The organism is Aerococcus mictus (genome assembly GCF_003286595.3).
Lineage (GTDB): Bacteria > Bacillota > Bacilli > Lactobacillales > Aerococcaceae > Aerococcus > Aerococcus mictus.
Genome location: NZ_CP132985.1, coordinates 763,376 through 785,591, shown reverse-complemented (window position 1 = coordinate 785,591; position 22,216 = coordinate 763,376). Strand labels below are relative to the sequence as shown.

The window sequence follows — 22,216 nt, the reverse complement described above, 5'->3', positions numbered from 1 at the left end:
TGGACTAAGAATTCAACTTTTGGGGGTTATTTTTATGTCTAAATATTCATTAGAATTTAAACTGAATTTAGTAGGAGACTATATTGCGAAAAAAGGAAGTTATCGAACCTTAGCTAATAAAGCAGGAATAGATCCTTCTATTTTACGAAGGTGGGTTAATAACTATTATGAATTTGGTGTAGATGGTTTAAAGAAAAGGCGGACTCAACAGGTTTATACTGTTGAATTCAAATTAAATGCGATAGAATTGTATGAAAGTACGGAAATGAGTTATCGCGAATTGGCCAATTCATTAAACATGAATAATCCAAGTCTAATCGCTAATTGGCGAAGAGCTTATCATGAAAGAGGACTTGATGGCCTTTCCGCGAGGAAAGGAAGGCCACCTAAAGTGTCTAAAAAGAAATCACAAATCAATCAAATAAAGGATAGCAGCGAAACCAATCAGTTAAGTGAAGCAAAAATAAAGGAACTTGAACAACGGATTACGGATTTAGAAATTGAGAACAAATTTTTAAAAGGATTGAGGAGACGTGTGGCTCAAAGAGTCAAGCGAGAAAAGAAGAAATAGTGACCGAAATCACACGTCTCCATGATGAAAAATATGCTTTAAAAGATATTCTTAGCGTTTTAAAGTTTCCTAAATCGACCTACTTTTATTGGAAAAATAAAGATGAGGAAATTGATAAGGATGCCGATTTAAAAGAGGAAATGAAAGACATCAGAGAAACCCATAAGGATTATGGTTATCGAAGAATGCGAGCTGAACTGCTTTCCCGTGGTTATAAGGTCAGTAAAAACAAAGTTCAACGCCTAATGAAAATTATGGGGATACAGGTCACTAGCTATACTAGAAAGACAAGAAAATATAATTCCTACAAAGGAACGATTGGAGAGATAGCGCCAAATCGTATCAACCGGCGGTTTGATTCGACCATTCCTTATCAAAAAATAACAACAGACACAACAGAATTTAAATACTACTATGCCGATGATTCTGGGAATTATCAAACTGGAAAACTCTATTTAGATCCTTACATGGATCTATTTAATCGAGAAATTATTTCTTTTAAGATAACACATCAGCCTAATGGACAAAGCATGTTGGAGGGGCTACAAGCTGCCATTGAAGCAAGTAAATTATGTCCATACAGAAGAACCTTTCATTCTGATCAGGGCTGGGCCTATCAAATGAAAAGTTACACCCGGCTCTTGAAGGATCACCGAATTTTTCAAAGTATGTCTCGTAAAGGAAATTGCTTAGATAATTCGCCAATGGAGAATTTCTTTAGTCTACTAAAACAAGAAGTCTACTATGGTCGGACTTATCATTCCTTTGAAGAATTAGCACAAGCGATTGAAGATTTTATAATCTATTACAATGGTGAAAGAATCAAAGAAAAATTAGATTTTAGGAGTCCTATAGAATTTCGTCTTCATCACGCTTCTTTCGCCGCTTAATGATTACACATAAACTTTAAACTTATCAAGAGCCGCTACGCTCTTCCTCTTGACAAGTTTAAATTTCTGAGTAAATGTGTCGGCAAGAAATAAGCAAGAACTGTAAGCAACAAAAAAGAGCTGGCCAAAGGCCAACTCACTATATATAAAGTCCAACTTATTGGGGTCACCATAGACCCCTAAGTAAATCCCTCTAGGGTCTTTTAGGCTTTGGTGGTGAAATGGTAATCCTGCCCCTAAAGTAACAGAGGGTGAGACTTCTCCAGAACGGAAACTCGACCATTCCATTTGTTGGTCATAGTTTTGAAAGAGGGAATCCCACTCTTGAGAGCTTCTAAATTCAAAGACTGTAAATTTATGCCCCCTATTGGTTAAATCTTTCTTAGCATCCCCCATCCGCTTTTCTAGTTCCTCTTGAGAATGATCATAGAAATAAATTCGTACATGAACTAATTTAGCAATTTCTCCTTGTTGACTTAAAGACTGAGCAAATTGCTGCAATTGAATGTAATTTGAAGCGGCATCAGAAACAGCAGTTTCATGCTTTTCTTCGTTTCCACGCATTCTCAATTCTTTACTAGTTTTGTTAATTCGATCAATCACTTCATATTTATCAGCTGTGGCCACGTCAATGGTAGCAATGGTCCGTTCAATACTCATAATCCCTGCCAACCACAATTGATTGACTTTATCAGCTAAAGCATAGAGATGAAGACATCCAACAAAACCATTTCCCGATTCAATCAAACGATCTTTAAAAGAAATTCCACCTTCTGGTTGAATTTGTTCGATCATTCTAAGGTCATAGCCTGCATCCTCATATTTTTTTATTTCTTTTTTTGATAGCTTCAAAAAGATAACCCCCTTTATAATTCATTCGTCATGTTATGCATCTTTTTCATTAAATTAATCAAAGTTGTTTGATCACTAATATGTTCAATATTAAAAGTCGTAGAATTCAACCGTTTCATTGATCTTAGGTTTTCTTCTAAAGCTTCTTTAGATTCTCCATAAATCGCAATAAAGAAAATCAGATCTTTTAAGTTGTCTTCAACCCACGATTGCGTTCTAAATTGCTCCAAGGCTCGATCACGCTTGTTAGCAATTTCCTCATATCGCCTTTGATTAGGCTTCGTTTCCTTGTAATATTCCATTTCTCGTGTATACCGCTTGATGAGCTTTGCATAATAGTTTTGTTGTTTTTTCGTTTCTGTTGGGTAAGTCATGGAATAGATTTTTAATGGTTCCGTGTAAATTCGTAGTAAATTGGTGAATTGTAAGATGTATCTTTCTAAATCGTTATCATCCATTGAATAGAGATCAGCTGTTCGCACCTTAAAATAGGCTTGATAACGATCATTCTTATCGACAATATAGCCTTCAGGCGTAATGCGCTTATACCAGATTTTATCGATTATCGATAAGGAATCTTTATCGAATAGACTTTTTAACCGTTCTACTGCTCGATTAGCCATCATTTTCCTCCTTTAATTGAGTTGCTGTGATACTTGGGGAATAATCCAATTGAAAATCATAATATTGATTGTTATCCCTTTTAAACATATGTATAATCAGACTAAGATTTCTTTCTACAGGGTGTCTTGGTGTCCTTAAAGCTAGGAAGATACCAAGAATGCCAAAGAAAATATATCCGATAATACTCAATACTGAGTTCACATTAAAACGATTTAAAAGAGCAACTCCCAAAGCTAAAGTAACGAAGAAAATGACACCATCCATGACATAGAAAAAGAACATTTTGACTTCTGTTTTAATTTCTTTTGGGTTCCTATACATTGACTCTTCTTCCTTTCAATAAAACAAAAAAGCGACCGCTAGGATCGCTTTTCTGTTATTCGTCTTCATTATAGAATTGTTCTTCAAGCTTCCCTAATTTTCTTAGGTTGGCTTGAACTTGTGGTTTAGTGGCTTGTAAGCTTTCATCAACCACATTCAAGATACGTTGTTGAGATTCAACAGCTGCACTATTTGCACCATAATCTTTTTGTTGAATTTTATTTCTAATATATTTTTGTGTTTCAGTTTGACTTAGGTTTTGAGAATGCGCTTGTTTAGCGAAGTTCTCAATATCTTTTTGAACCACTTCAGAGACCTTGCCACCTGCGTTTTTAACCGCATTTCGTCTAAATTGACCAGGGTTTGCAATGGATGAACGATGAACTGAATCTGCAAAATGTTCAGTACCTTTAGTATGTCCAACAGAAGCATTGGCCACATGTTGTGACAGGTTCTGTACTTGGCTATTAGACAAACCGCCTGAAGATAACATGGGGTTAACTTCTTGCTGTACTCGTTGTTTGACGACTGCATCTGAAGTGTTATTTGCAGTAGCTTCTTCTCGTATCGTTCTAACTTTCTGAGTAATTTCTTGTTGTAAATCACCTGATAAGTTAGTACCTGATTGCGATAAGATTTTACCCGTATTCTTGGCCACCATATCTGGTGAACTTGCTGAGCGGTAAACGCCTTGAGCCAAGGAAGATGTCTTATCAGCCATAGTATCCCCTTGAACACGATAAAGCTGTCTAGAGGCTTGGCTAACCGATTGACCAATGGAAGAATCGACACTTCTTAAAGGAGCCACGTCTGATTTAATTTGTCCAAGTGATTGTTTCATCGCTTGTTGAGTCATGTTTCCTTGACTAGCTCTTGTTAAGACGTCTTGAGTATAACTTTGGGCTTGTTTGGGATACATCTGACTAGCTTTTTGTAACTCTTGTACAACATTTTGGCGTGCATCCCCTATTTGAGATAGCTCGCCATTTTGAACCTGACGGATCACTTGTTGAGTGGCTTTTTCTGGTTGGCTAAAGTCTGCTTGTTTTAATACTTGTCTAATCTCAGCTTGTCCTTGAGCATTTGTTCTAATGCTTTGTTGAGGTTGAGACTGACTGAGATTTTGCCGTAAGACTTGTTCAACCTCTTGACGTTGTCTTTGAAGATCGCTTTGATTCATACGATTTAAGCGTTGGTCAATCATTTGAACGCCATGAGGGGAAACCCCTTCGTTAACTAACCGTTGACGAATATTTTGATTAATATCACTCATTTGACCAAGATCTGCATGTTCAAATTGTTGACGGACTCGTTCAATCGCTTCTCTATCTTCTTTAGTGATATTTGCCGATTCATTGGCAATTTGATTGATTCTTTGACGAAGATCTTCTGGATTACTAATTTGAGAGCGGTCAACTTCTTGACGAATTCTTTGTACCGTATCGTTCGATAGATTGCTTTGTTCTAATGCACGATCTAGATTTTGTCTGAATTCTCCTGCTGATTGTTGGTTAGTGTCCATAGTCGATAGCATTTGATTGATTGCTTGTCTATCTGGATTATCAGCACTTAGAATTTGATTAATACGTTGACGTAAGTCCTCTGGATCGGTGATATTAGCTCGATCAACTTCTTGACGAATTCTTTGTACCGTATCATTAGACATATTGCTTTGATCTAAAGCGTGGTTTAAAGACTGTCTAAATTCATCAGCGTTAGGACGTTGACTAGTTTGCATAGTTGAAAGCAGTTGATTTAGTTCTTGTCTTTCTGGATTCTCTCCACCTAGAATTTGATTAATGCGTTGGCGTAAGTCTTCTGGATTATTAATATCAGCCTTATCAACCTCTTGGCGAATTCGTTGAATTTTATCATCAGAAAGATTGCTATTTTCAAGCGCTCGATCAAGATTCTGTCTCAATTCCTGAGTGGTATTGGCTGGGGTATCATTCAGATTTGACATAATTTGGTTCAATTCTTGTTGACCATACTGATCAATATCTGTTGGTTTCATAATATCGTCAGAAGCCTTATTCAATGTTTGACGAATATGATCATCTGCTTCTTGTTTAGGCATTTGACGTGCTGGTTGTAAATCCTGCATGAGTGAATCCATTTGTGATTGAGTGAGAGGTCTGCCTTGATATTTATTTAACCCATCTTGAATATTTCTTAAATTATCATCGGTAGATCTTTCTGCTAGATGATCGCCCATTGAACGAATGTCTTGACTAGCTTTTTCTCTTCGTTGATTATCCATGGATTCTCTATTTTGTTCGGCCGTGGTTTTTCCATCGGTATAATTATCTTTTACTCCTTGGGATATATCACTTGCCTTTTCCTTAACATCGCTAACTTTACCTTGAAGTTGTTCCCCAACATCATCAATGAAATCTTTTCCACCTTGAGTAACAAAATTCATGCCGTCAGAAACCATTCCGGATAGGCCACGATTTTTCATATAACCAAAATTCCTAGAAGCAGAATTGAGGTAATCGCCCAGATCTTCACGGTAGTCTTCTTTTGCTTCCTCATTATTACTTTCAGTTAAGCTTTCGCTGTCTTTATTATTTTCTGAGGCACTTTCTGAATCAAATTCATTATTTTTATCACTATTTCTAGAAAATAGTGCTCGTCCTGCACTACTTGCCATTTTAAGACCAAGTAATTTGGACATCGAGAACCCTTCTTGCATTCCAAGATCGACACCATACCAAGAAAGAATAGTTTTTGAACCTTGAGCAAGCAACATGACCGCAGCCACTAAGCCAATCAGTTTAATCATCGGATTTTCAAGGTTTTCTGACATCCATACCATACTTAGATTAAACAGTTGGAAGGACAGACTTGTAAAAGCAATTGTTAAAAAGCCATTGATGATCGTTTGCATCATATGTTTCACTTTTTGACCTGTCTCTAGGTCAGTTGCCATTAAGGGAACACCTGCAATTAACTGCATCCCCATTTCTAGATAAGTCCTTGCTAGGGTTAAGAGACAAGTAAAGAAACCAATAATAAGACCTAGTAATGTTGCAATAATATATATCGAATTAAAGGAATAGCGGTAATAACCTGTCTGAAGCGTGTCTCCTATGAAGAAGTTAGTAAACCAATTTCCTGACTTCTCAATTTTTTGAATAACTGGTTTATTACCAAAACCACCACCATCTTCTACAGGTTCGTTAACGATACTATATTGTAGAACTTCCCAGTTATCACTTTCGCTATCCGTAAAAGCTTCTGGAATATCTCCTTCTTCAACACCATAGTATTCATTGATATTTACTAAATTAATCGCTTCTTTAGAATTTAAGCCACTTGGTGGATCTGCATGTTGTAAGGAATCAAAAGACATTTTGCCACTCAAAGGAATATAAAGATCATAGGTATTCTCCTGAATAACAGAGGTCGATAAACTTTCAACCTTTTGATCTTCTCCCTGCATCATAGCATCCCATATGTATCCTGCCCCTTCATTCATCCATGCCATTAAAGAAGGCATTCCAACAATTAGAACAACAACAATCACCATGTTTTTAACGACACTATCATATTTTATTTCAACGCCTAAAACATTTTTTATCCCAATATAAGAAAGTGTTGCCACTAATAAAGCTACCGATACACCACTAATCAATTGAGTATAAATATTACTTTGCGCTACATATTCAACAAAGCCAAAGAAGGTCTGCATTTGCTTCAATAAACCTTCTAAGGCATTGGACATCCAATACGCCATCTCAATAATCCACCATAGTGTAGACCTTAAAGCATCTTGAATTATCGTTCTTAATTGAAATAGCTCTGCGTTCTGAACTAAAGGAGTACTATTAACGGCCCCTTGGTCTGCATCTGCTCCCTGTTCCGCTAAGTCTTGTAAAGCAGTACCTAATCCTCCTTCTTCAGCAAAAACTGTTGCCGAGGTCAAACTAACAATCGCAATGATTGCTACTATTATTAACATGATAATATATGGATTTTTTAATCGTTGTAACCATCGATCTTTAAAACCAATCGTTTTTTCTTTCATTAAATGACTTTCTCCTTTCTCTCATCCTTTAAATATGGACGTAATATATTCAGGTGTCCTTCTATACCATTGATAGGCTCATATAAATTCTCTAAATTTAAATCTAAAATTTTAGAATAATTTTTTTCCTTGATAATTTCATCGATCTTTTCACTTAGACCACGTACTAACCAATCATTCGTTTCATCATCATATGCTTTAATCAAATTTTTTATATTATTTATATTTCTAATAATCGTTTTCTCTTTTTCTTTTTCTGGATCATGATGTGGATTGATCGGTTTCTTATCTGCATTTTGATATTTCTTCCTAATTTTTTCTTCTACAATAAAGTCAGTTGCATCAATGGTAATCTCCTCTAAAGTTAAATGAGTATGGTCCGAATGAATGTCCATATCATTTAGAGATTTAGAAGTATCAATCCATTCATACAAAAATTGATAACGATAAGGCATCGTGGTTTCTTTCGTATTAAAAATTGGGAAAGGTCTCACTTTCTGTCGTTTGAGATCTTGGCGGTGTAACGATCGTATAACAAGCGTTTCACCTTCGATCAATTGAGTTAAACGACTTAAAGTAATTAAGTCATCTTCATCGTTATTTTTCCCTAGATTTTTATCTAAACTCATTGGTGATTCACCATTGGTATTAATTGAAATACTAGTTTTCTTTCCAGCAGCATCCACAAACTCCTGAATGGTATCTTTGTTTTTGGACATAATGTAGATCCAGTTTTGACAGTTATCTTTAATGGTGTTTGTTATATTATCACCATACTTATTAGACAATTGAGAAAAAGACTGAACAAAGAGGTTAAATAAAATATTACGTCCTAATGACACAGTCATGACTTGATCCATATCATCAATAGGTGGCATATTACCAAATTCATCTAAAATGAATTGGACTCGTTTAAAAGTCTTATTCCCCTCCGTTTCTACACATGTTTGTGCTAATGTGGTATATAATTGTTTAACAAAAATAGAAGATAAAGCGTGGTTTGATGAATCATAATCAGGAATGATCATAAAGACGGCTGTTGGCTTATTCGAATAATAAAGTTCTGGTAATTGCCTTAAACCATTGATTGGGTTTTGTACCTCTATATTTCTTAATTGAACTTTTCTTTTATAGACAATTTCTTCTTTGCCATTAATCCTTTCAGTTATTGTTCTACCATCCTGATCTCTTTCTTCAACAAAATGGATTTTATAAAGTAATTCACCATCTTTATCACCATTCGCATGAGGTAAGCGAATATGAAGAAAATCTCCATCCTGAATCCCTTTTTCTTTATTTACAGGACCTCGAACAAACTCGTCAAAGTTAAGATTAAAATGCCCACCAGCTTTAATTTTTTGTCGATATTGTTTAATGACAGTCAAAGGCTTGGTGGGCTTAATAAATGTTATGATCAGACGTTGATTTACATATTTATCAGATAATTGACCTCTTAAATATTTAGGAAAACCAATTTGCTTCAATTCAATCGATGAACGACTGGTCATTTTCACAAATTGGGGATCGACAAAGGGCTGTAGCCCATTATTGGCCGTTGCTAGAATAGAACCTCTTGTTTTTGAACCCGCAAAACTTGTTGCACCATAGCGTTTTTTAGCAACATGTCCCTGGGGTAAAGCTTTAAACCATTCGTCAAGCGCATTTTTCTCAGGTTGACCAGGGCCAGCACTCCAGTTAATTGTTCCTAACTCATTAAGTAAGTGACTGACATTTCCCATAGTAATCTTCTCCGGACAACCATTATCTACACAATATTCAACTAATGATAAGATAATCGCTGTAACTGCTGATTGAGCTGTTTCATTAAAGAAAGCATTATCCCCTGCTTGCGGATCATTATATAGAGTAAATGCGATAGAATTGGCTCGCTTAGAAGCTTCTTCAGGATTACCTTCTAACCAAGCTTCTTTAACGAGTTGTAAAGGATTATATGACATTGACTGCATAGGATCTTGAATATTTAATACCTGTACATCATATCCCCTAGCCTCTAGGGTATCTTTGGAAGAAGCATACAATTCACCTTTCGGGTCATTATTTACCATAGAACATTGAATCTCTGCTCGAGAAAGAATATCGATAAAAGGAGTAACCAAAAGTTCCCCTTTACCTGATCTTGATGCTCCATTAATTAATGTATTTGTTGTATCTGTATCGATAAAGTAGGATCTCTTATAGTGAGAAATTGGAATCCCACCAATTCCTTTAAAGGAATTACCACCTGGATAATCTTTTGCCGTATCTGGAATCTCTTTATATTGCTCTTTAATTTCTTTTATCGTAGTAAAACGTGAATCCCCTTTTTGACCATAGGCAATCTGATCCTTGGATCCAAAGTTTAGTTTTGATTTTCCTACCATTGAAACCAAAGCCACTAAAAACCCATAGGGGATTAATAATTTCCAACTATAGAGCCTCAATATATTGAGTGGTGAAAAAACTCTAGAAAAATCAACCTGGCTAATCTGTAAAAAGTTAAAAGCTAATTGACCTTCTTTTATTCGATTGACTTCTTGGAAAAATGTAAAGAACGAAGAAATAAAATAATTAATGACTAAAACTAATAAAATTCCTAAGACAAATCCGACTAGATATTTATTTCTAGAGGTTTTCTCTTTCATTTCTTCAGGTAAATCTTCACCAGCAATCGAATAGTTCTTTTTACATGGATTAGCCATATGCTGAGTTAAATTATCCCTAAGCATATGGCTTATCTCTTTAAATTTATTCAAATAAGATACCCCCTTATAAAAATAAAAGAGAACCAAGTCCTAAGCCAAAAAGCCAAAACTTGATTCTCATCGTTATTCATTATCTTTGATTAAAGTGTCGTCATTAACCTTATAAAAGTAATTTCTATAAAGACACATTGACAGAGCAAAACGTCTTTCTTTACCTAGATACTTAATATAATCCGCTGGAGCTTCTTTCAAGATATTATAAATAGCCCAAATATCATTTTCTAAGATTTTTTGATCAAGTTCCCCATAATTACTTTCATGGTTTTCATTAAACTTTTTTAGATCACTTAGATTTCCTTCGTTTCTTAAATCATTAGCAATTTTGTCATAATCTTCAACACCATCAGCTTCTTTGATTCTTTCTTCTAATGGTTTATCAACTTTTTTGACTTTCAGTAGGCTCTTTAACATCTTGTTCCTTTTGAAGTTCCATAAAGAGCTTTTTTATTTCTTCATCATCTATTTTTTCGTTAGGCTGGGGATTACTAACTTCTTGATTATTATCATGGGATGATGAATCTACTGGTGTGTTTGCTGGTTGTACTGTTTCAACTGCTGCTTGTGCATTTTCAGCTTTACTATCCCCTTTAACAATATAAGTTGTCGCAAAAGCTGTAATAATAGAAAGAATCGCTAAGACAGCTAAAATGGCTGGCAACCAGTAATTATTTGTTTGCTTTGGCTGACTCTCTTCTTTTTGTTTTTCTGATAAATGATCGACTTTTCGATCTAATTTATCCATAAAATTTGCTAAATAAGGATCATATCCCATTGTAGCTTGAGGATAAACACCATTTGATACTTGCTGACTATTTTGATTTTGTAAGTTTCTCTGTTCTTCTTTAAAAGCCTTAATTTCTTCTCTTAATTTTTCAAGCTCCTTAGCATCATCGGATTGACTAGCCGTCAATTCAGCTTCCCTCAATTTGAGTTTATCTCTAATTAACTGAATTTCTTCTTGTTTATAGTCATTTTGACGTTTTTGTTCATCAGCTTGCTTTTTAGTTGTGACCTCATGTAGCCATTTTGATTGATTATTCTCAAGAAGCTTGTTGAAGTTTTCTTGGTATTTGGCCAAAGCTTCTAAGAATTTAGATTTTTCGTTATTTAGTCTTGTCTTCAAACTATCTAATGTTTGTTGTTTGTCATAATCTAAACTCTTAACTTCTTCTCGTTTTTGTTTTTGAATTTCTTCAACTAAAGCACTTTCTTTTTGTGACTCGTATTTATTATTTTCACTCTCAGTAAAGGATTGAATATTGCTATCCTTTAAACTCTCTTGTTCTGTTTGATAGTTATTATATTCTGCTTCTTGATTAGCCTGAAATTGTTTCAATTCTAAGTCTTGTTGTTTTTTCTTATCATCAAGCTTTTTATGATAACGCTCAGTTTCTTTATTTTGATAATCATCAATTTGTTGATCACGTTTTTCTTCAATTTCAGTTAAGTAGTCGACGATACTCTCTTTAGCATCTTCTTCGAAATCAATCGCTAAGGAATTTTCATAGCGACTTTTGAGTTGATCCACTGCTTCTGCTTCAATATTACTAATCGAATCCTTATATTTATTAATAAACTGTTGGAATTCAGGGGAGTTTAAGTAGAAATCAACCCCTTGTTGTTCTTTTACTTTTAATGCATCAGCAGTTTCTTGGTCTAGTTCTGGATGATTGTTTACTTTAAAGTAGGTTTTAATTTTTTCAATATCACTTTCTGCTTTAGAAAGATCAACAATCGTTTGATAATCAGTTAGCTGAACGTATTCATCAGAAGACGGCAGTTCATAGTCTTTCCGTTGCAGGCTTCTGCTAAAAACCGGCTCATCCTCCTCAAAATTTTCTTCAATCGATTCCAGAGAGGTAGTAAAATCGTAGCCATAATCGTCCATAGTAGGTTGATCATAACTATCATAATCCTTCTGTATATCATCAAGTTCAATATTTTCTAACTGATCGATTTGATGATTATCAACTTCTTCCATTTCTGGATCAGAAGCATATATATCTTGATATTCTTCTTCATTCATAGAAGAATCATCTATGTTTTCATCTAGGTTATTTAAACCGTATTCATCATTATCCTCATCAGAAGCGGCTGCTTCAATTTGTTCAGATAACTCATCATCGATTCCATATAAGGGATCTTTTTCTTCTTCCTCCGTATCTTTGCTTTGTTTCTTTTTCTTAAATATACTCAATAGACTCACATGGACACCTCTTTCCAAATTAATAAATTAAAAGCTAGCGGATAACCCACTAGCCTTTAATAATAGCTAATCGATTGATTAACCTAAAGGTGATACGCCTGCTCCGAAAAGGTCGATCAATGTGTTAATAATTAAAGATGCAAACCATACACAGAAAAGACCGATAACCACTTTCTTACCATAGCGCTTAGCAGCTTCACTCGCTTCTTGGTCACCAAAGGTATAAATTAACCCAGCAACAGCAACAACAATCAGACCTACCCAAGGGGAGATATTTTGGATTTGTTGCACAAAGTTTTGAATGAAATTCGTGATATTATTAAAAATCCCTGACATAGTGCTTTCCCTCCTTCCTATCCAGTCGGCTACTCTCACTCACCAGTTATTTCTCTGTAAATAAAAAAAGCCACAACTTTCGTTGTGACTTCTGTTTCGACTATCAGTAAATTTAATAATTAAAACTTGGTAAATCTGTAGCGCTATCTAAATCTTCTTCGGTTTCATCATTAATTTCTTCCTCTGCAGAAATACTATCTTCCGAAGATTGATCAATCGCACCCAAGATTTCATCAAAATCTTCTAAACCAGTTTCTTCAGATAGCTTTTCCATAAGTGCTTCATATTTAAAATCTTTTAACTCGGTTTCTAATTCCACTAGCTTATCTTGAGCTTTGTCATAGCTATCTTTTCGTTTATCAACCAGTTCTTTTTGTTTATTAACCTTTTTAATTAAATCTTCATATTTCTTCATAACATTATCATTCGCCATAAATACTTTCCTTTCTGATACTAATTCGCTGTGCTTAATTTATTGTAAAAGTTGTCCCAATATGCAATTTTTTTGTCATAATCTTTCAATTCTAAAAAAACTCTATCTCTTTTACACCTCGGACAATACAAATTCTTGCGATGGCCTCGCACTTTTTGACGATTCATCTTCCGAAAAATTGGAAAGAGAAACTGACATTTAAGGCAGATTAAACTCGTTGCTACAATTTTTTCTTTACGCAATATAAACACCCTCTTTTTAGATTTTTATTTTAAAAAGGAATCTTTTCTGAACTAACCTTAATACTAGAAATATCTTTTAATGATATGAGCTTAGTCCCCATGAGTTCCCCAATGGGTTCATATTCATTAATAGACCCTTTGAGATTAGCTTTTATTTGTTTTAAGTTTTGATCCAATTCCTCTTCTTCGTAAAAATATAAAGAATATCGGCAAGTTCCTAAGTCATCATAAAGGTATATACCCCATATCTGAGCCTCCATCGTTCAGTCTCCTTTCAAAGAAAATAAAAAAGACAGAAGAAGTTAAAAACTTCTTCTGTCTTAGGAAAAGCTAGGATAAAGTAGGTAAGCTGTAATGGATGAAATTTAACTATGAGAAAACATTTTAAAAAGGACAATCATTTTTGGAATTAGAAGCACGTCTTTATTTTTAATAGTAAATATTTTAGGTATTATTCATTTTATAGGGAAGAAAATAAAGTTAAGTAAAGCATGCTTCTCTCCCCCACCTACTAAATCTCACAATATCATAATAGCAGGTATCAACTTTTCTCTCTAGTTCTTTCTAGCTTTCACTTCAACTCTCACCTGTACTTTCACTTCAACTTTCACTTCAGCTTTCACCTGTACTTTCACTTCAACTTCTTTCTGTAATAATGTACACAATACATATTTGGCTCTGTTGAAATGAATATTCTTGTTTACAGAATAATTGTTATTAGAAACAGAATATTTTATCTTGGTTTGCCACGTTAAAAGTAGAAAGCTTTTTTCACTAACTGTCACCAAAAGGGAATTTAATAATTTCCTTTTTTCAAGTTTTTCGGTTGCTGAGAGCGATTCTGGTGCAGTTTCAGATTTCTAGATAGATAATTTATCTATTAATAGCACTTATTTCGCTTAATTCTTTTTACTAAAATGGCAAATCATCTAATTGATTAAAGTCTGAAATATCTGCAGAATCCCTTTCTTTAGGTTCTTTGTAAGGAAATTCTAATTCTCTCTGACCGATTAGTTGATCATCTTCGTCATGATTTTGTTGACTTTGCAATGGTTCTTCCTTAAAACTAGGTGTCCAATTTGTACTAGTATCAACATCATTCTGTGTACTGTTAAAAGGTGTTGAATTTGAATAGCTTTTTTCTCGTGGGCGATCATATCATTAGTTGAAGCATCACTTTCAGATCTTTCTTCAGATTTATTTTTAGATTCTAACATATAGAAGCTGGTAACATTTACCCATAAAGAATAGGTTTTTTCATCATGTTTATTTAAATAAACCTTTGACTGTAAACGACCTTCAATACCAATTAGTGATCCTTTATGACAATATTTTGCTAAATTTTCAGCAGTTTTCCCCCATACTGTACAAGCAATAAATGAAGCGGTACGATTACCCTCTTTATCTTTATAAGGAGAATTAACAGCTAAGTTAAAATTAGCGCCTTTTTATCATTATCTAAATATTTAATATTGATATTCCGTGTTAAACGGCTAACTAAAGAGACAGTATTATTCATTTCTATTTCCTTCTTTCTTAGCTTTTTCATCTTCTAAAAAGTCCGCTATAAACGTGTTATATATCACTACAATAGTAGCCAGAAACATAATAAAAGCAACAGTACCTTTTATTAATAAACTTGGGTAATATTCGATTAACGAACGTCCACAATGAGAAATAATAAACATTTTTAAAGAAAATACTATCATATCAATTATTGTTTTGATAATGGTATGGTTAATGCTATTTTTTCTCGAATTTTCACTATCCATTTTATAATCTCCTATGTGTCTTTTTCTTTCTTTATTTGCTTTTTTACCAATTTATCAATAGATTTTACATATTTGATCAGCAGGAAAACTAGTATCGCATAAAATAATACGGTCAATATTAAACGTATATGGATAACAATTAGAGCAAAACCTATATCATTACTATCTGTAAAACTTTGATCTAATTTTGTAAATACAAAATATGAAAGGAGGTTTAGTATTACTAGTGAATCCGCACATTTAATTACTATAATTTCAAAAAGTTCCATAAAACCATTTAATTTTTTTCATATTGTAATCCCCATATTATTCCTGTGTACTTTTTCCAGTTAGATAATCGATAGTAATCCCCTCTTTGTGGTTAGGTATGAAAATATTATAGCAAATCCCTTTACTATTATCCTCTATAGAAACCCCTTCCATAATAACACCACTAGCAAGAGCATTGATTCCTTTAAAATAAGGTATTATTCGATAACGAACGTGATTATTTGTACACTCAATATAATTTGCAACATAGTTTTCAAACGGTAACATCCCATCGACATTAAATTGCCTAGTGCCAGTCATTAAATTATTGGGGTTATCATTCTCTCCTGTTAATTGGTAACCAATTAAGTGACACCGATTATATAACCAACCCCCTTCAATTAAGTCGTATTTCATTTGTTTCCAACCACTTGGTTTTACAGAGGATATATCTTTTCTAACCTTATCAGGCATCAATTCATTACCTAAAACAGCATTAGCTTCAGTAACACGTCCCAGTAAATCTTTATTACCATAGTCCTCATACGGGTCAATAGATATAAGATATTCATTTTCAAATTTGGGGATATTATTGTTTAACACTATATAGTTATCGCTAGGAGTGACTTGAGCTATTGCTTGTTCAATCTCAGAGTCTTTGCTAAAGAGTTTTCCTAGTTGAAAATAATCAGAAGCAAAATAGATGACAGCAAATAACTCCACTAAACAAAGAAGGAATCTTAATAGCTTTTTCATAATATAGCCCTAGTGGTTCTCATAGTGATCATAATAGTGGTTATAAATCACCAATCGCCCATTATCATAAGCTACCGCAAAAGCATCTATAGCGATAGAAAGATCCCTATAAAATCTTGTCTGCGAAATGATTTTTTCACCAATTTCTAGAACATGATCAGGATATTTATCCGCTAATTGCTTACGAACATAAATATCATTTACCGCCACGTCAGTCATATATTTTAGGTATAAAAGATCCTTGTAGTATTGAATATCATGATATGCGCCAATATCTTCTGCTTGTAAGATAGGTATATAGTCCTTGTTTACAAAAGTTAGCTTTTTAACTCCTTCATCAATTTTTTCAACCTGCAATTCTGCTAATATCTTACGATCCACTTGATTGTCAAATGCATAATTTACATTGGTTGTGGAATGAGGGGAATGAGATAATTTCGAGGTTAATTTCCATGAAACAGTATGATTAGCAAAACGGTCAAGTTTACGATATTGATCCAGAACTTTTTTAGTAAGATTTCTCGATTTTTTTAAATTGATTGAGGCGAAATCGTTCAAATCATCAATATTATCTAAAAGAGAAAAAGTATTGTTATCCTTTGAGTTATTGTTAGACATAATTGCCCCTTTCTAAGCTATATCAAGCCTTGCTAGCCAAATAATGCAGAGATTCTCGATTCTAATCGCCTAATAGTCTCATCTGATAGTCTTTCATCTTCAGCGATTTCTTCTTTAGGATCTTTTCCAACTTTAAACCATGCAGGTTCAATTTCTTGATAGCGAGGTTTAGTGACAACATATTGACTTCGTTGACTATCCATTGCTCTAACAGCTTCTAAAGTATCTATATTAGCCTTTTCCCAATTAGTGATCATCGTTTTTAAATATTTGAAAGCTGCATGACTAGACACACCGTATTCAAGAGTACGGTTAAAAGCATAGATCATTAGATCCATTCCATACTTTTCTTTCCAGCTAATCACTTGGTTAATGATAAATCTTGTAGGTGTCTTCCAGTTTTGCTTATAAAATAGCAAGAGTTGTTTGCTACCATCATCGATTTTATTGTATTCTACTTTTCTTGTGTGTAGCTTATTATTTATATATAACTTATAAGATGATATGTTATCTATATTATTTTCTATATTATTATTTATATTATTATGGTAGACACGGTTGACACATCCCCTAGACAGATTTGACACACCCCCTAGACAGATTTGAACATCTTCCTGGTCAGATTTGACATCGTCTGCGTTGATATTCACCGTGTTTTCTTCTTTAACAAATTCCACAATAGCGGATTGACGGTTAATAAAGAAATTTCTTAAATCAATAATTTGATTGGGAAATTCACATTTAGACTGGTTATCACTTTGTTTGTCGTCAGACACTTCAACAGTTTCCATAGAAGGTTCGGAGAATTTCTCAACAAATAGTCCTACTTCATTATTTTTTTGATCTTTATCAACCTCATCCTCGTTTAACAATAAAGGATCAACTAATGACAACGTACGCTTGTCATTAAACATAGAATCCTTATCCTTCGGACGAAAAATATGGTTTTTCTCAATTAATTTATTAATACGGCGAACAATCGTTGAGCGTGACCAAGCAAATAACTTTGTAAAATATTGATTGTTAACCCAGCATGTTTCCCATTCGTTGTTAGAAAGTACAGCAATTTCTCCAAACATCAATCTATCTCCAGCAGACAATGAGTCGTTAAAACGAACAGAAGAGGGAATAACTGAATATTGCGGGTAATCTACAATATTAGAATGTCCCTCGAAGTCCTTTTGTTTTGCATGAGATACTCTCAAATAGCGTTTATTACTTTCTAATTTAGTAATAAAACCCTCCTCGAGTAAATGTTGAATACGTCTTGAAATCGTACGTTCTGAGACATGATAAAGCTTTGCAAAATAAGCATTACTTGCGTAACATGCCTTATATCCATTGTTGGATAAAGCTTCAATTTCACCAAATAAGATTTTTTCATCATCAGTTAATTCTTGATTGGCTCTGACAAACAGTGGAATTCGAATGTAATTCTCGGGTGAGTGCATCTTTACTCCCCTTTCTTAAAAATAATTAATAACCAGATTAACTAAACTGTAGTAGATACTTGAAATATCGTGATATGGTGACGGAACAATTGAATATATTTTAATAATTGATTAGCTTGTTCCCAACTCGAAAATTGAATTGCTTTATCTTTATTAGCACACCAGAAGAATTCTGTTTCGCTATTATTGTATACCGTAGCTTTATAAAGCCATGATTCATGTTTTACGTCATAAATAGCATATTTGTTTCCTGATAATACGTTCATTGATTGAGAGAGCGGTTGTTGCATTATTATCTCCTTTACATATCTTTCAAACTAATTCGTATATACTTATAAGAGTTTATAAATAATTTTATTTTAAAATGATATTTTTGCTTTGTAAAAACGATATTAAACTTTATTTAATACTGTTCAAAAATGCTTATTAGCTTAACTGAACTTTATAACCAAATTTTTCTTTTTATAATTGATTTTTGTTTAATATTATTAATAAATATTAACGTTTGTATGTTACTGATATTTTAGAATTTCATTGACATCCCTCTAAATTAACATGCTGGCTGGCTTATCTTAGTATTTGTTATTATTCATAAATTCTTCTATATCTTTTTTGTCATAAAAAAACCTTCTGGACGATTCCGTAGGAACCTCAATCTTAATAAGGCCATTTGCCTCCCACGCTTCTAAAGTTTTGTAACCGATATTAAATTCGTCCATTACTTCTTCTTTTTTTAAGTATCTTTTTTGATACTGCTGAAGTAACTTTCTAATATAGATTATTTCGTTTAAAATTTTTGTCTGCATCTACTTGCCTCCTGGATATTTTCGTTATAGTAGTCCCATAAAAAGAAGTAATACTGTGAATAAAATAAGTTATTTGTAAAATGATTGATATAGTTACTAACTCTAAACTTATCCGCTTATAGTAGCGAATTCTTTTCTAACGATTGAATAACTGAACGATTAGTTATTTATATTGATAATAATTTAACTATTATAGACAGTGTAGAATTCATTAAAAAAACAAAATTGAATGCTTATTGTGTACGTTTAGTAACGTACTTGTTACCCTTTTAAGAAAAGTTATCTGGATTACTGATTTTTGTATTACTCCTCCAGGACTTGTTTATTACTCCCGTATTAAGTATCAAAGTTACTCCTTTTTTGTTCGATCCATTGAAATTAATAGAAAAACTAATTAAATAATGATAAAAATCTAGCATATTCGTTAGTTTACGTAATATTTTTGTTTACTACTACTTATAAGCGAGATAACTATTTGCATATTTAATAAAATACATATTAGAATTTACTAACTTAATTACCTATTGATTTATTGTGTAAGATTATTAATAAGTACAATATAACTAAGAGTAAACAATAATTATTAAAATCTAAAGTTCAAATGTTTTGAACTTTAGATTTAAAAAAATAGACTGGTATATCTTTAGAAGGAATTCTTAATAATTTACAAGCTCTGATAATTTCAGAATCTTTCCAACTCACCCTATTATTTAATTTTAATGATATAGACCTTTCTGACATCTTCATAGCTTTAGCAAACTTAGCTTGTGTGCCGAAAATTTCCACAATCTTACCGCTTAATTTTGAATAATTAAACATATAGCTGCTCTCTCCTCTCTTTATATTAAACGTTAAAAAGTTTTGAACTTTAATAGTATGTTAGCAAGTTAATAGAAAGAAGTCAACAACTAAAGTTAAGCATTTTGAACTTTATGATTGAGAATTTTTAGTTTTCTTTATATAATAGAGTTAAACAATTAAGGAAAGCTGGGGGAACGAAATGAGAGTTACAACGGGATCAAGATTAAAAGAATTGATGAGTGAAAGGGGTCTTAGGCAAGTTGACATATTAAACATGTCGAAACCCTACCAAAAAGAACTCAATATCTCATTAAATAAAAGTCACCTCTCGCAGTATGTTAATGATAAAAGTAGTCCTGATCAGAATAAACTTTATCTATTAGCAAAAACGTTAAATGTCAACGAAGCCTGGCTAATGGGTTTTACAAACGTCCCTAAAGAACGTCAAAAGGAAAAGAAAATTGATGAGGGAAATAAAAAAATTATAGCAATATATGACCAACTTACACCGATACAGCAACAAAAGGTTTTACATTATGCTAAGCAGCAGTTAGATGAAAAAAATTTAATTACTAAGGAAGAAAATGAAACTTATACTTTAAGAAAACGTTCCTCTGCAGCTGGATCAGCTATCTACGTGGATGACGATGAATATAATTATGAAGTGGTCTCTAACTCAGTTGTTCCCAAAGGTGCAGACGAGTTAGTAGAGATAACTGGAGATAGTATGAAGCCACTCATTCAAAAAGGTGATGAAGTATACATTCGACATCAACCCACAGTTGAGAATGGCGAAGTAGCTATTGTGAGAATATATGATGAAGGTGTTACTTGTAAAAGAGTTTATTATGACAATGGAAGAATTACTTTAAAAAGTGAAAATCCTAAATTTAATGATATGCATTTTAATACTAATCAGGTCACTATACTTGGTAAAGTTATTCTATAATATTCATATATAGAGTAATTTGTTATATAACTTTAATTTTTTATGTTAGAAAAAGCAGTTATTTAATATTAAATAACTGCTTAATCTAATAGTAGCAACGTCATCTAGTATAATTCATTCTTTAGAGAATTTAGTATCGAAAACTTTCTACTTAAGTTACAAATAAAATAAAAAGACCTATTCTGTATCTTTAAAAATAGGAATAGGCCTAGCTAACATGAAGAATTTAGTGAGTTAAATACTCAATATTATTTTATCATATCATTGGCATTTCCTCAACATGCTGGCTGCTTTTGTTTGGAGGAAATAAAAATGACAATATATAATTATAGCACGCAAGAAGGAGAAAAATTTTGGGGAGTATCAAGTTATTTAGGTATTAATCCGCAAACTGGTCAACAAGTGAACTGCTACAAGCAAGGTTTCAAAACTAAATCACAAGCTGTGAAGTATCTAAATCAAGAAAAAATTCTTTTTGATTCTGGAGTATATAAGTTTAAGAATAAAGATTATACTTTTCAAGAACTATATGATACTTGGATTGACCGGTATAAACTAACAGTTAAAAATAGTACTCTTAAAAAGACTAAAGGACTTTTTAAAAATCATATCTTACCATTTTTCCATGATGTGAAAATTAAAAACATAACCCCTGATGATATTGAAGTAATTGTTGATAAATGGTATAGGCAATTTAAAGATTATCGAAAAGTCTATGTGTATCTAAAAAAGATTCTTGATTGGGCAGTGTTTAAGAAACGATGGCTGAAAGAGAATCCCTGTCAATATGCCGAGTTACCTGCCGTTAAGTATATTACAGACAATAATATTGTATACTATACTAAAGAGGAACTTAAAACAGTCTTAGAAGCTTTAGAAAAGTATGCTCCATATAAATGGTACGTATTTTTTAGAATTCTTGCTTATACTGGCTTAAGGCGGGGTGAAGCCCTTGCGCTAACTTGGGAAGACATTATCTTCCATAATAGCCAGCTAGTGATTAATAAGAATCTTACAGAAGGCACTGACGGCCTCTATGTTTCAAATCCTAAGACACTTTCAAGCGTACGAACAATCTCTATTGATTCAGAAACTATAAAAGTCCTCAGACGCTGGAAACTTAAGCAAGCACAAGAGTTTTTACAACTTGGTATTCGAGTTCGCAATCATAATCAATTAATTTTTACCCAAACTGAAAAAAATGAGGTTATAAATTTAACTACACCTCGTAACTTTTTTCATAAGTTTTGTAAAAAATATAAACTAAAATTTTTAAAAATTCATGGTTTTAGACATACACATTGCTCACTTCTTTTTGAAGCTGGAGTTCCAATGAATGATGTTAAAGAAAGACTAGGCCATTCTGATATAAAAACTACCATGAATATTTATGCCCATGTAACACCTGATAGTCGAAAAAAATCTGCTGATAAATTTGCTAACTTCATGAACAATTAAAGCCCATCTATGACCAATCTATGATTTAAAAAAAGAAATGCCGATGTAAAGCGATTTGTAGGCATTAAGTTGGAACCCCACCTTCTCCG

General features: G+C 33.1%; 21 protein-coding genes and 1 pseudogene. 3 read left to right on the top strand and 19 right to left on the bottom strand.

Annotated elements, in window-relative coordinates; genetic code table 11:
- Nucleotides 1-34: 34 nt before the first annotated feature.
- Nucleotides 35-1,461 (top strand): IS3 family transposase gene (locus DBT49_RS03675; RefSeq protein ID WP_101560582.1). Its coding sequence is split into 2 segments (ribosomal slippage): nucleotides 35-545 and nucleotides 545-1,461, totalling 1,428 coding nucleotides; the frame shifts between segments, so codons are not numbered across the junction.
- A 3-nt stretch (nucleotides 1,462-1,464) separates the two neighbouring features.
- Here the strand turns inward: DBT49_RS03675 and DBT49_RS03670 are convergent.
- From DBT49_RS03670 to DBT49_RS03585, 19 genes and pseudogenes are all read right to left on the bottom strand, one after another.
- The gene (locus DBT49_RS03670; protein ID WP_286048965.1) at nucleotides 1,465-2,313 is read right to left on the bottom strand and encodes a hypothetical protein; all 849 of its coding nucleotides are present in this window, start codon (nucleotides 2,311-2,313) and stop codon (nucleotides 1,465-1,467) included.
- Nucleotides 2,314-2,327: 14 nt separating this feature from the next.
- On the bottom strand, nucleotides 2,328-2,936 hold the full coding sequence (locus DBT49_RS03665) for a hypothetical protein (RefSeq protein ID WP_070559170.1): 609 nt from the start codon (nucleotides 2,934-2,936) through the stop codon (nucleotides 2,328-2,330).
- Nucleotides 2,929-3,258 (bottom strand): DUF5592 family protein, encoded by a 330-nt coding sequence (locus tag DBT49_RS03660; protein ID WP_070559172.1) that lies wholly within the window; start codon nucleotides 3,256-3,258, stop codon nucleotides 2,929-2,931. Before DBT49_RS03660 ends, DBT49_RS03665 begins: the two co-directional genes overlap by 8 nt.
- A gap of 55 nt (nucleotides 3,259-3,313) precedes the next feature.
- The gene (locus tag DBT49_RS03655) at nucleotides 3,314-7,222 is read right to left on the bottom strand and encodes a pLS20_p028 family conjugation system transmembrane protein (protein ID WP_146742934.1); all 3,909 of its coding nucleotides are present in this window, start codon (nucleotides 7,220-7,222) and stop codon (nucleotides 3,314-3,316) included.
- Between the two features lie 65 nt (nucleotides 7,223-7,287).
- Nucleotides 7,288-10,041, bottom strand: coding sequence for a VirD4-like conjugal transfer protein, CD1115 family (locus tag DBT49_RS03650; protein ID WP_210386517.1), 2,754 nt, complete (start codon nucleotides 10,039-10,041; stop codon nucleotides 7,288-7,290).
- A 72-nt stretch (nucleotides 10,042-10,113) separates the two neighbouring features.
- Nucleotides 10,114-10,461 carry a hypothetical protein gene (locus DBT49_RS03645; RefSeq protein WP_070559178.1) on the bottom strand — a complete coding sequence of 116 codons (348 nt, stop codon included), beginning with the start codon at nucleotides 10,459-10,461 and terminating at the stop codon, nucleotides 10,114-10,116.
- The gene (locus tag DBT49_RS03640) at nucleotides 10,427-12,256 is read right to left on the bottom strand and encodes a hypothetical protein (protein ID WP_070559179.1); all 1,830 of its coding nucleotides are present in this window, start codon (nucleotides 12,254-12,256) and stop codon (nucleotides 10,427-10,429) included. The genes DBT49_RS03645 and DBT49_RS03640 overlap by 35 nt, the downstream gene beginning before the upstream one ends.
- 78 nt (nucleotides 12,257-12,334) lie before the next feature.
- A complete protein-coding gene (locus tag DBT49_RS03635; RefSeq protein ID WP_070559181.1) occupies nucleotides 12,335-12,592 on the bottom strand; it encodes a TrbC/VirB2 family protein in 258 nt (85 codons plus the stop codon).
- 112 nt (nucleotides 12,593-12,704) lie between these two features.
- The gene (locus DBT49_RS03630; RefSeq protein ID WP_070559183.1) at nucleotides 12,705-13,025 is read right to left on the bottom strand and encodes a hypothetical protein; all 321 of its coding nucleotides are present in this window, start codon (nucleotides 13,023-13,025) and stop codon (nucleotides 12,705-12,707) included.
- 271 nt (nucleotides 13,026-13,296) lie between these two features.
- Nucleotides 13,297-13,527, bottom strand: coding sequence for a hypothetical protein (locus DBT49_RS03625; RefSeq protein ID WP_070559185.1), 231 nt, complete (start codon nucleotides 13,525-13,527; stop codon nucleotides 13,297-13,299).
- A 652-nt stretch (nucleotides 13,528-14,179) separates the two neighbouring features.
- Nucleotides 14,180-14,317, bottom strand: coding sequence for a hypothetical protein (locus tag DBT49_RS03620; protein WP_168163191.1), 138 nt, complete (start codon nucleotides 14,315-14,317; stop codon nucleotides 14,180-14,182).
- Nucleotides 14,278-14,697, bottom strand: a pseudogene (locus DBT49_RS09750) (single-stranded DNA-binding protein); the annotation flags it as partial. The gene DBT49_RS03620 and the pseudogene DBT49_RS09750, both read right to left, overlap by 40 nt.
- A gap of 81 nt (nucleotides 14,698-14,778) precedes the next feature.
- On the bottom strand, nucleotides 14,779-15,039 hold the full coding sequence (locus DBT49_RS03615) for a hypothetical protein (protein ID WP_070559188.1): 261 nt from the start codon (nucleotides 15,037-15,039) through the stop codon (nucleotides 14,779-14,781).
- Nucleotides 15,040-15,345: 306 nt separating this feature from the next.
- On the bottom strand, nucleotides 15,346-16,044 hold the full coding sequence (locus tag DBT49_RS03610) for a DNA/RNA non-specific endonuclease (RefSeq protein WP_070559192.1): 699 nt from the start codon (nucleotides 16,042-16,044) through the stop codon (nucleotides 15,346-15,348).
- A 9-nt stretch (nucleotides 16,045-16,053) separates the two neighbouring features.
- The gene (locus DBT49_RS03605; protein ID WP_070559194.1) at nucleotides 16,054-16,662 is read right to left on the bottom strand and encodes a hypothetical protein; all 609 of its coding nucleotides are present in this window, start codon (nucleotides 16,660-16,662) and stop codon (nucleotides 16,054-16,056) included.
- Nucleotides 16,663-16,694: 32 nt separating this feature from the next.
- Nucleotides 16,695-18,113, bottom strand: coding sequence for a helix-turn-helix domain-containing protein (locus tag DBT49_RS03600; protein ID WP_070559196.1), 1,419 nt, complete (start codon nucleotides 18,111-18,113; stop codon nucleotides 16,695-16,697).
- Between the two features lie 41 nt (nucleotides 18,114-18,154).
- The gene (locus DBT49_RS03595; RefSeq protein WP_070559198.1) at nucleotides 18,155-18,403 is read right to left on the bottom strand and encodes a hypothetical protein; all 249 of its coding nucleotides are present in this window, start codon (nucleotides 18,401-18,403) and stop codon (nucleotides 18,155-18,157) included.
- A gap of 282 nt (nucleotides 18,404-18,685) precedes the next feature.
- Nucleotides 18,686-18,919, bottom strand: a complete 234-nt coding sequence (locus DBT49_RS03590) for a MerR family transcriptional regulator (protein ID WP_070559200.1) — start codon at nucleotides 18,917-18,919, stop codon at nucleotides 18,686-18,688.
- A 597-nt stretch (nucleotides 18,920-19,516) separates the two neighbouring features.
- Nucleotides 19,517-19,738: a DUF739 family protein gene (locus tag DBT49_RS03585; protein ID WP_070559202.1), complete on the bottom strand. Its 222-nt coding sequence runs from the start codon at nucleotides 19,736-19,738 to the stop codon at nucleotides 19,517-19,519.
- 181 nt (nucleotides 19,739-19,919) lie between these two features.
- Here DBT49_RS03585 and DBT49_RS03580 point away from each other — a divergent pair, with 181 nt between their 5' ends.
- Together DBT49_RS03580 and DBT49_RS03575 are read left to right on the top strand one after the other, a co-directional pair.
- Nucleotides 19,920-20,669, top strand: coding sequence for a LexA family protein (locus DBT49_RS03580; protein ID WP_070559204.1), 750 nt, complete (start codon nucleotides 19,920-19,922; stop codon nucleotides 20,667-20,669).
- Nucleotides 20,670-20,981: 312 nt separating this feature from the next.
- Nucleotides 20,982-22,127, top strand: coding sequence for a tyrosine-type recombinase/integrase (locus DBT49_RS03575; protein WP_070559206.1), 1,146 nt, complete (start codon nucleotides 20,982-20,984; stop codon nucleotides 22,125-22,127).
- Nucleotides 22,128-22,216: the final 89 nt, after the last annotated feature.

Coding starts and splice junctions, on each gene's coding strand:
- DBT49_RS03590 (WP_070559200.1), bottom strand. CDS start 18,919: ATGCAGACAAAAATTTTAAACGAAATAATCTATATTAGAAAGTTACTT.
- DBT49_RS03655 (WP_146742934.1), bottom strand. CDS start 7,222: ATGTTAATAATAGTAGCAATCATTGCGATTGTTAGTTTGACCTCGGCA.
- DBT49_RS03595 (WP_070559198.1), bottom strand. CDS start 18,403: ATGCAACAACCGCTCTCTCAATCAATGAACGTATTATCAGGAAACAAA.
- DBT49_RS03610 (WP_070559192.1), bottom strand. CDS start 16,044: ATGAAAAAGCTATTAAGATTCCTTCTTTGTTTAGTGGAGTTATTTGCT.
- DBT49_RS03635 (WP_070559181.1), bottom strand. CDS start 12,592: ATGTCAGGGATTTTTAATAATATCACGAATTTCATTCAAAACTTTGTG.
- DBT49_RS03585 (WP_070559202.1), bottom strand. CDS start 19,738: ATGTTTAATTATTCAAAATTAAGCGGTAAGATTGTGGAAATTTTCGGC.
- DBT49_RS03630 (WP_070559183.1), bottom strand. CDS start 13,025: ATGGCGAATGATAATGTTATGAAGAAATATGAAGATTTAATTAAAAAG.
- DBT49_RS03660 (WP_070559172.1), bottom strand. CDS start 3,258: ATGTATAGGAACCCAAAAGAAATTAAAACAGAAGTCAAAATGTTCTTT.
- DBT49_RS03645 (WP_070559178.1), bottom strand. CDS start 10,461: ATGTTAAAGAGCCTACTGAAAGTCAAAAAAGTTGATAAACCATTAGAA.
- DBT49_RS03625 (WP_070559185.1), bottom strand. CDS start 13,527: ATGGAGGCTCAGATATGGGGTATATACCTTTATGATGACTTAGGAACT.
- DBT49_RS03605 (WP_070559194.1), bottom strand. CDS start 16,662: ATGTCTAACAATAACTCAAAGGATAACAATACTTTTTCTCTTTTAGAT.
- DBT49_RS03665 (WP_070559170.1), bottom strand. CDS start 2,936: ATGGCTAATCGAGCAGTAGAACGGTTAAAAAGTCTATTCGATAAAGAT.
- DBT49_RS03600 (WP_070559196.1), bottom strand. CDS start 18,113: ATGCACTCACCCGAGAATTACATTCGAATTCCACTGTTTGTCAGAGCC.
- DBT49_RS03615 (WP_070559188.1), bottom strand. CDS start 15,039: ATGGATAGTGAAAATTCGAGAAAAAATAGCATTAACCATACCATTATC.
- DBT49_RS03580 (WP_070559204.1), top strand. CDS start 19,920: ATGAGAGTTACAACGGGATCAAGATTAAAAGAATTGATGAGTGAAAGG.
- DBT49_RS03575 (WP_070559206.1), top strand. CDS start 20,982: ATGACAATATATAATTATAGCACGCAAGAAGGAGAAAAATTTTGGGGA.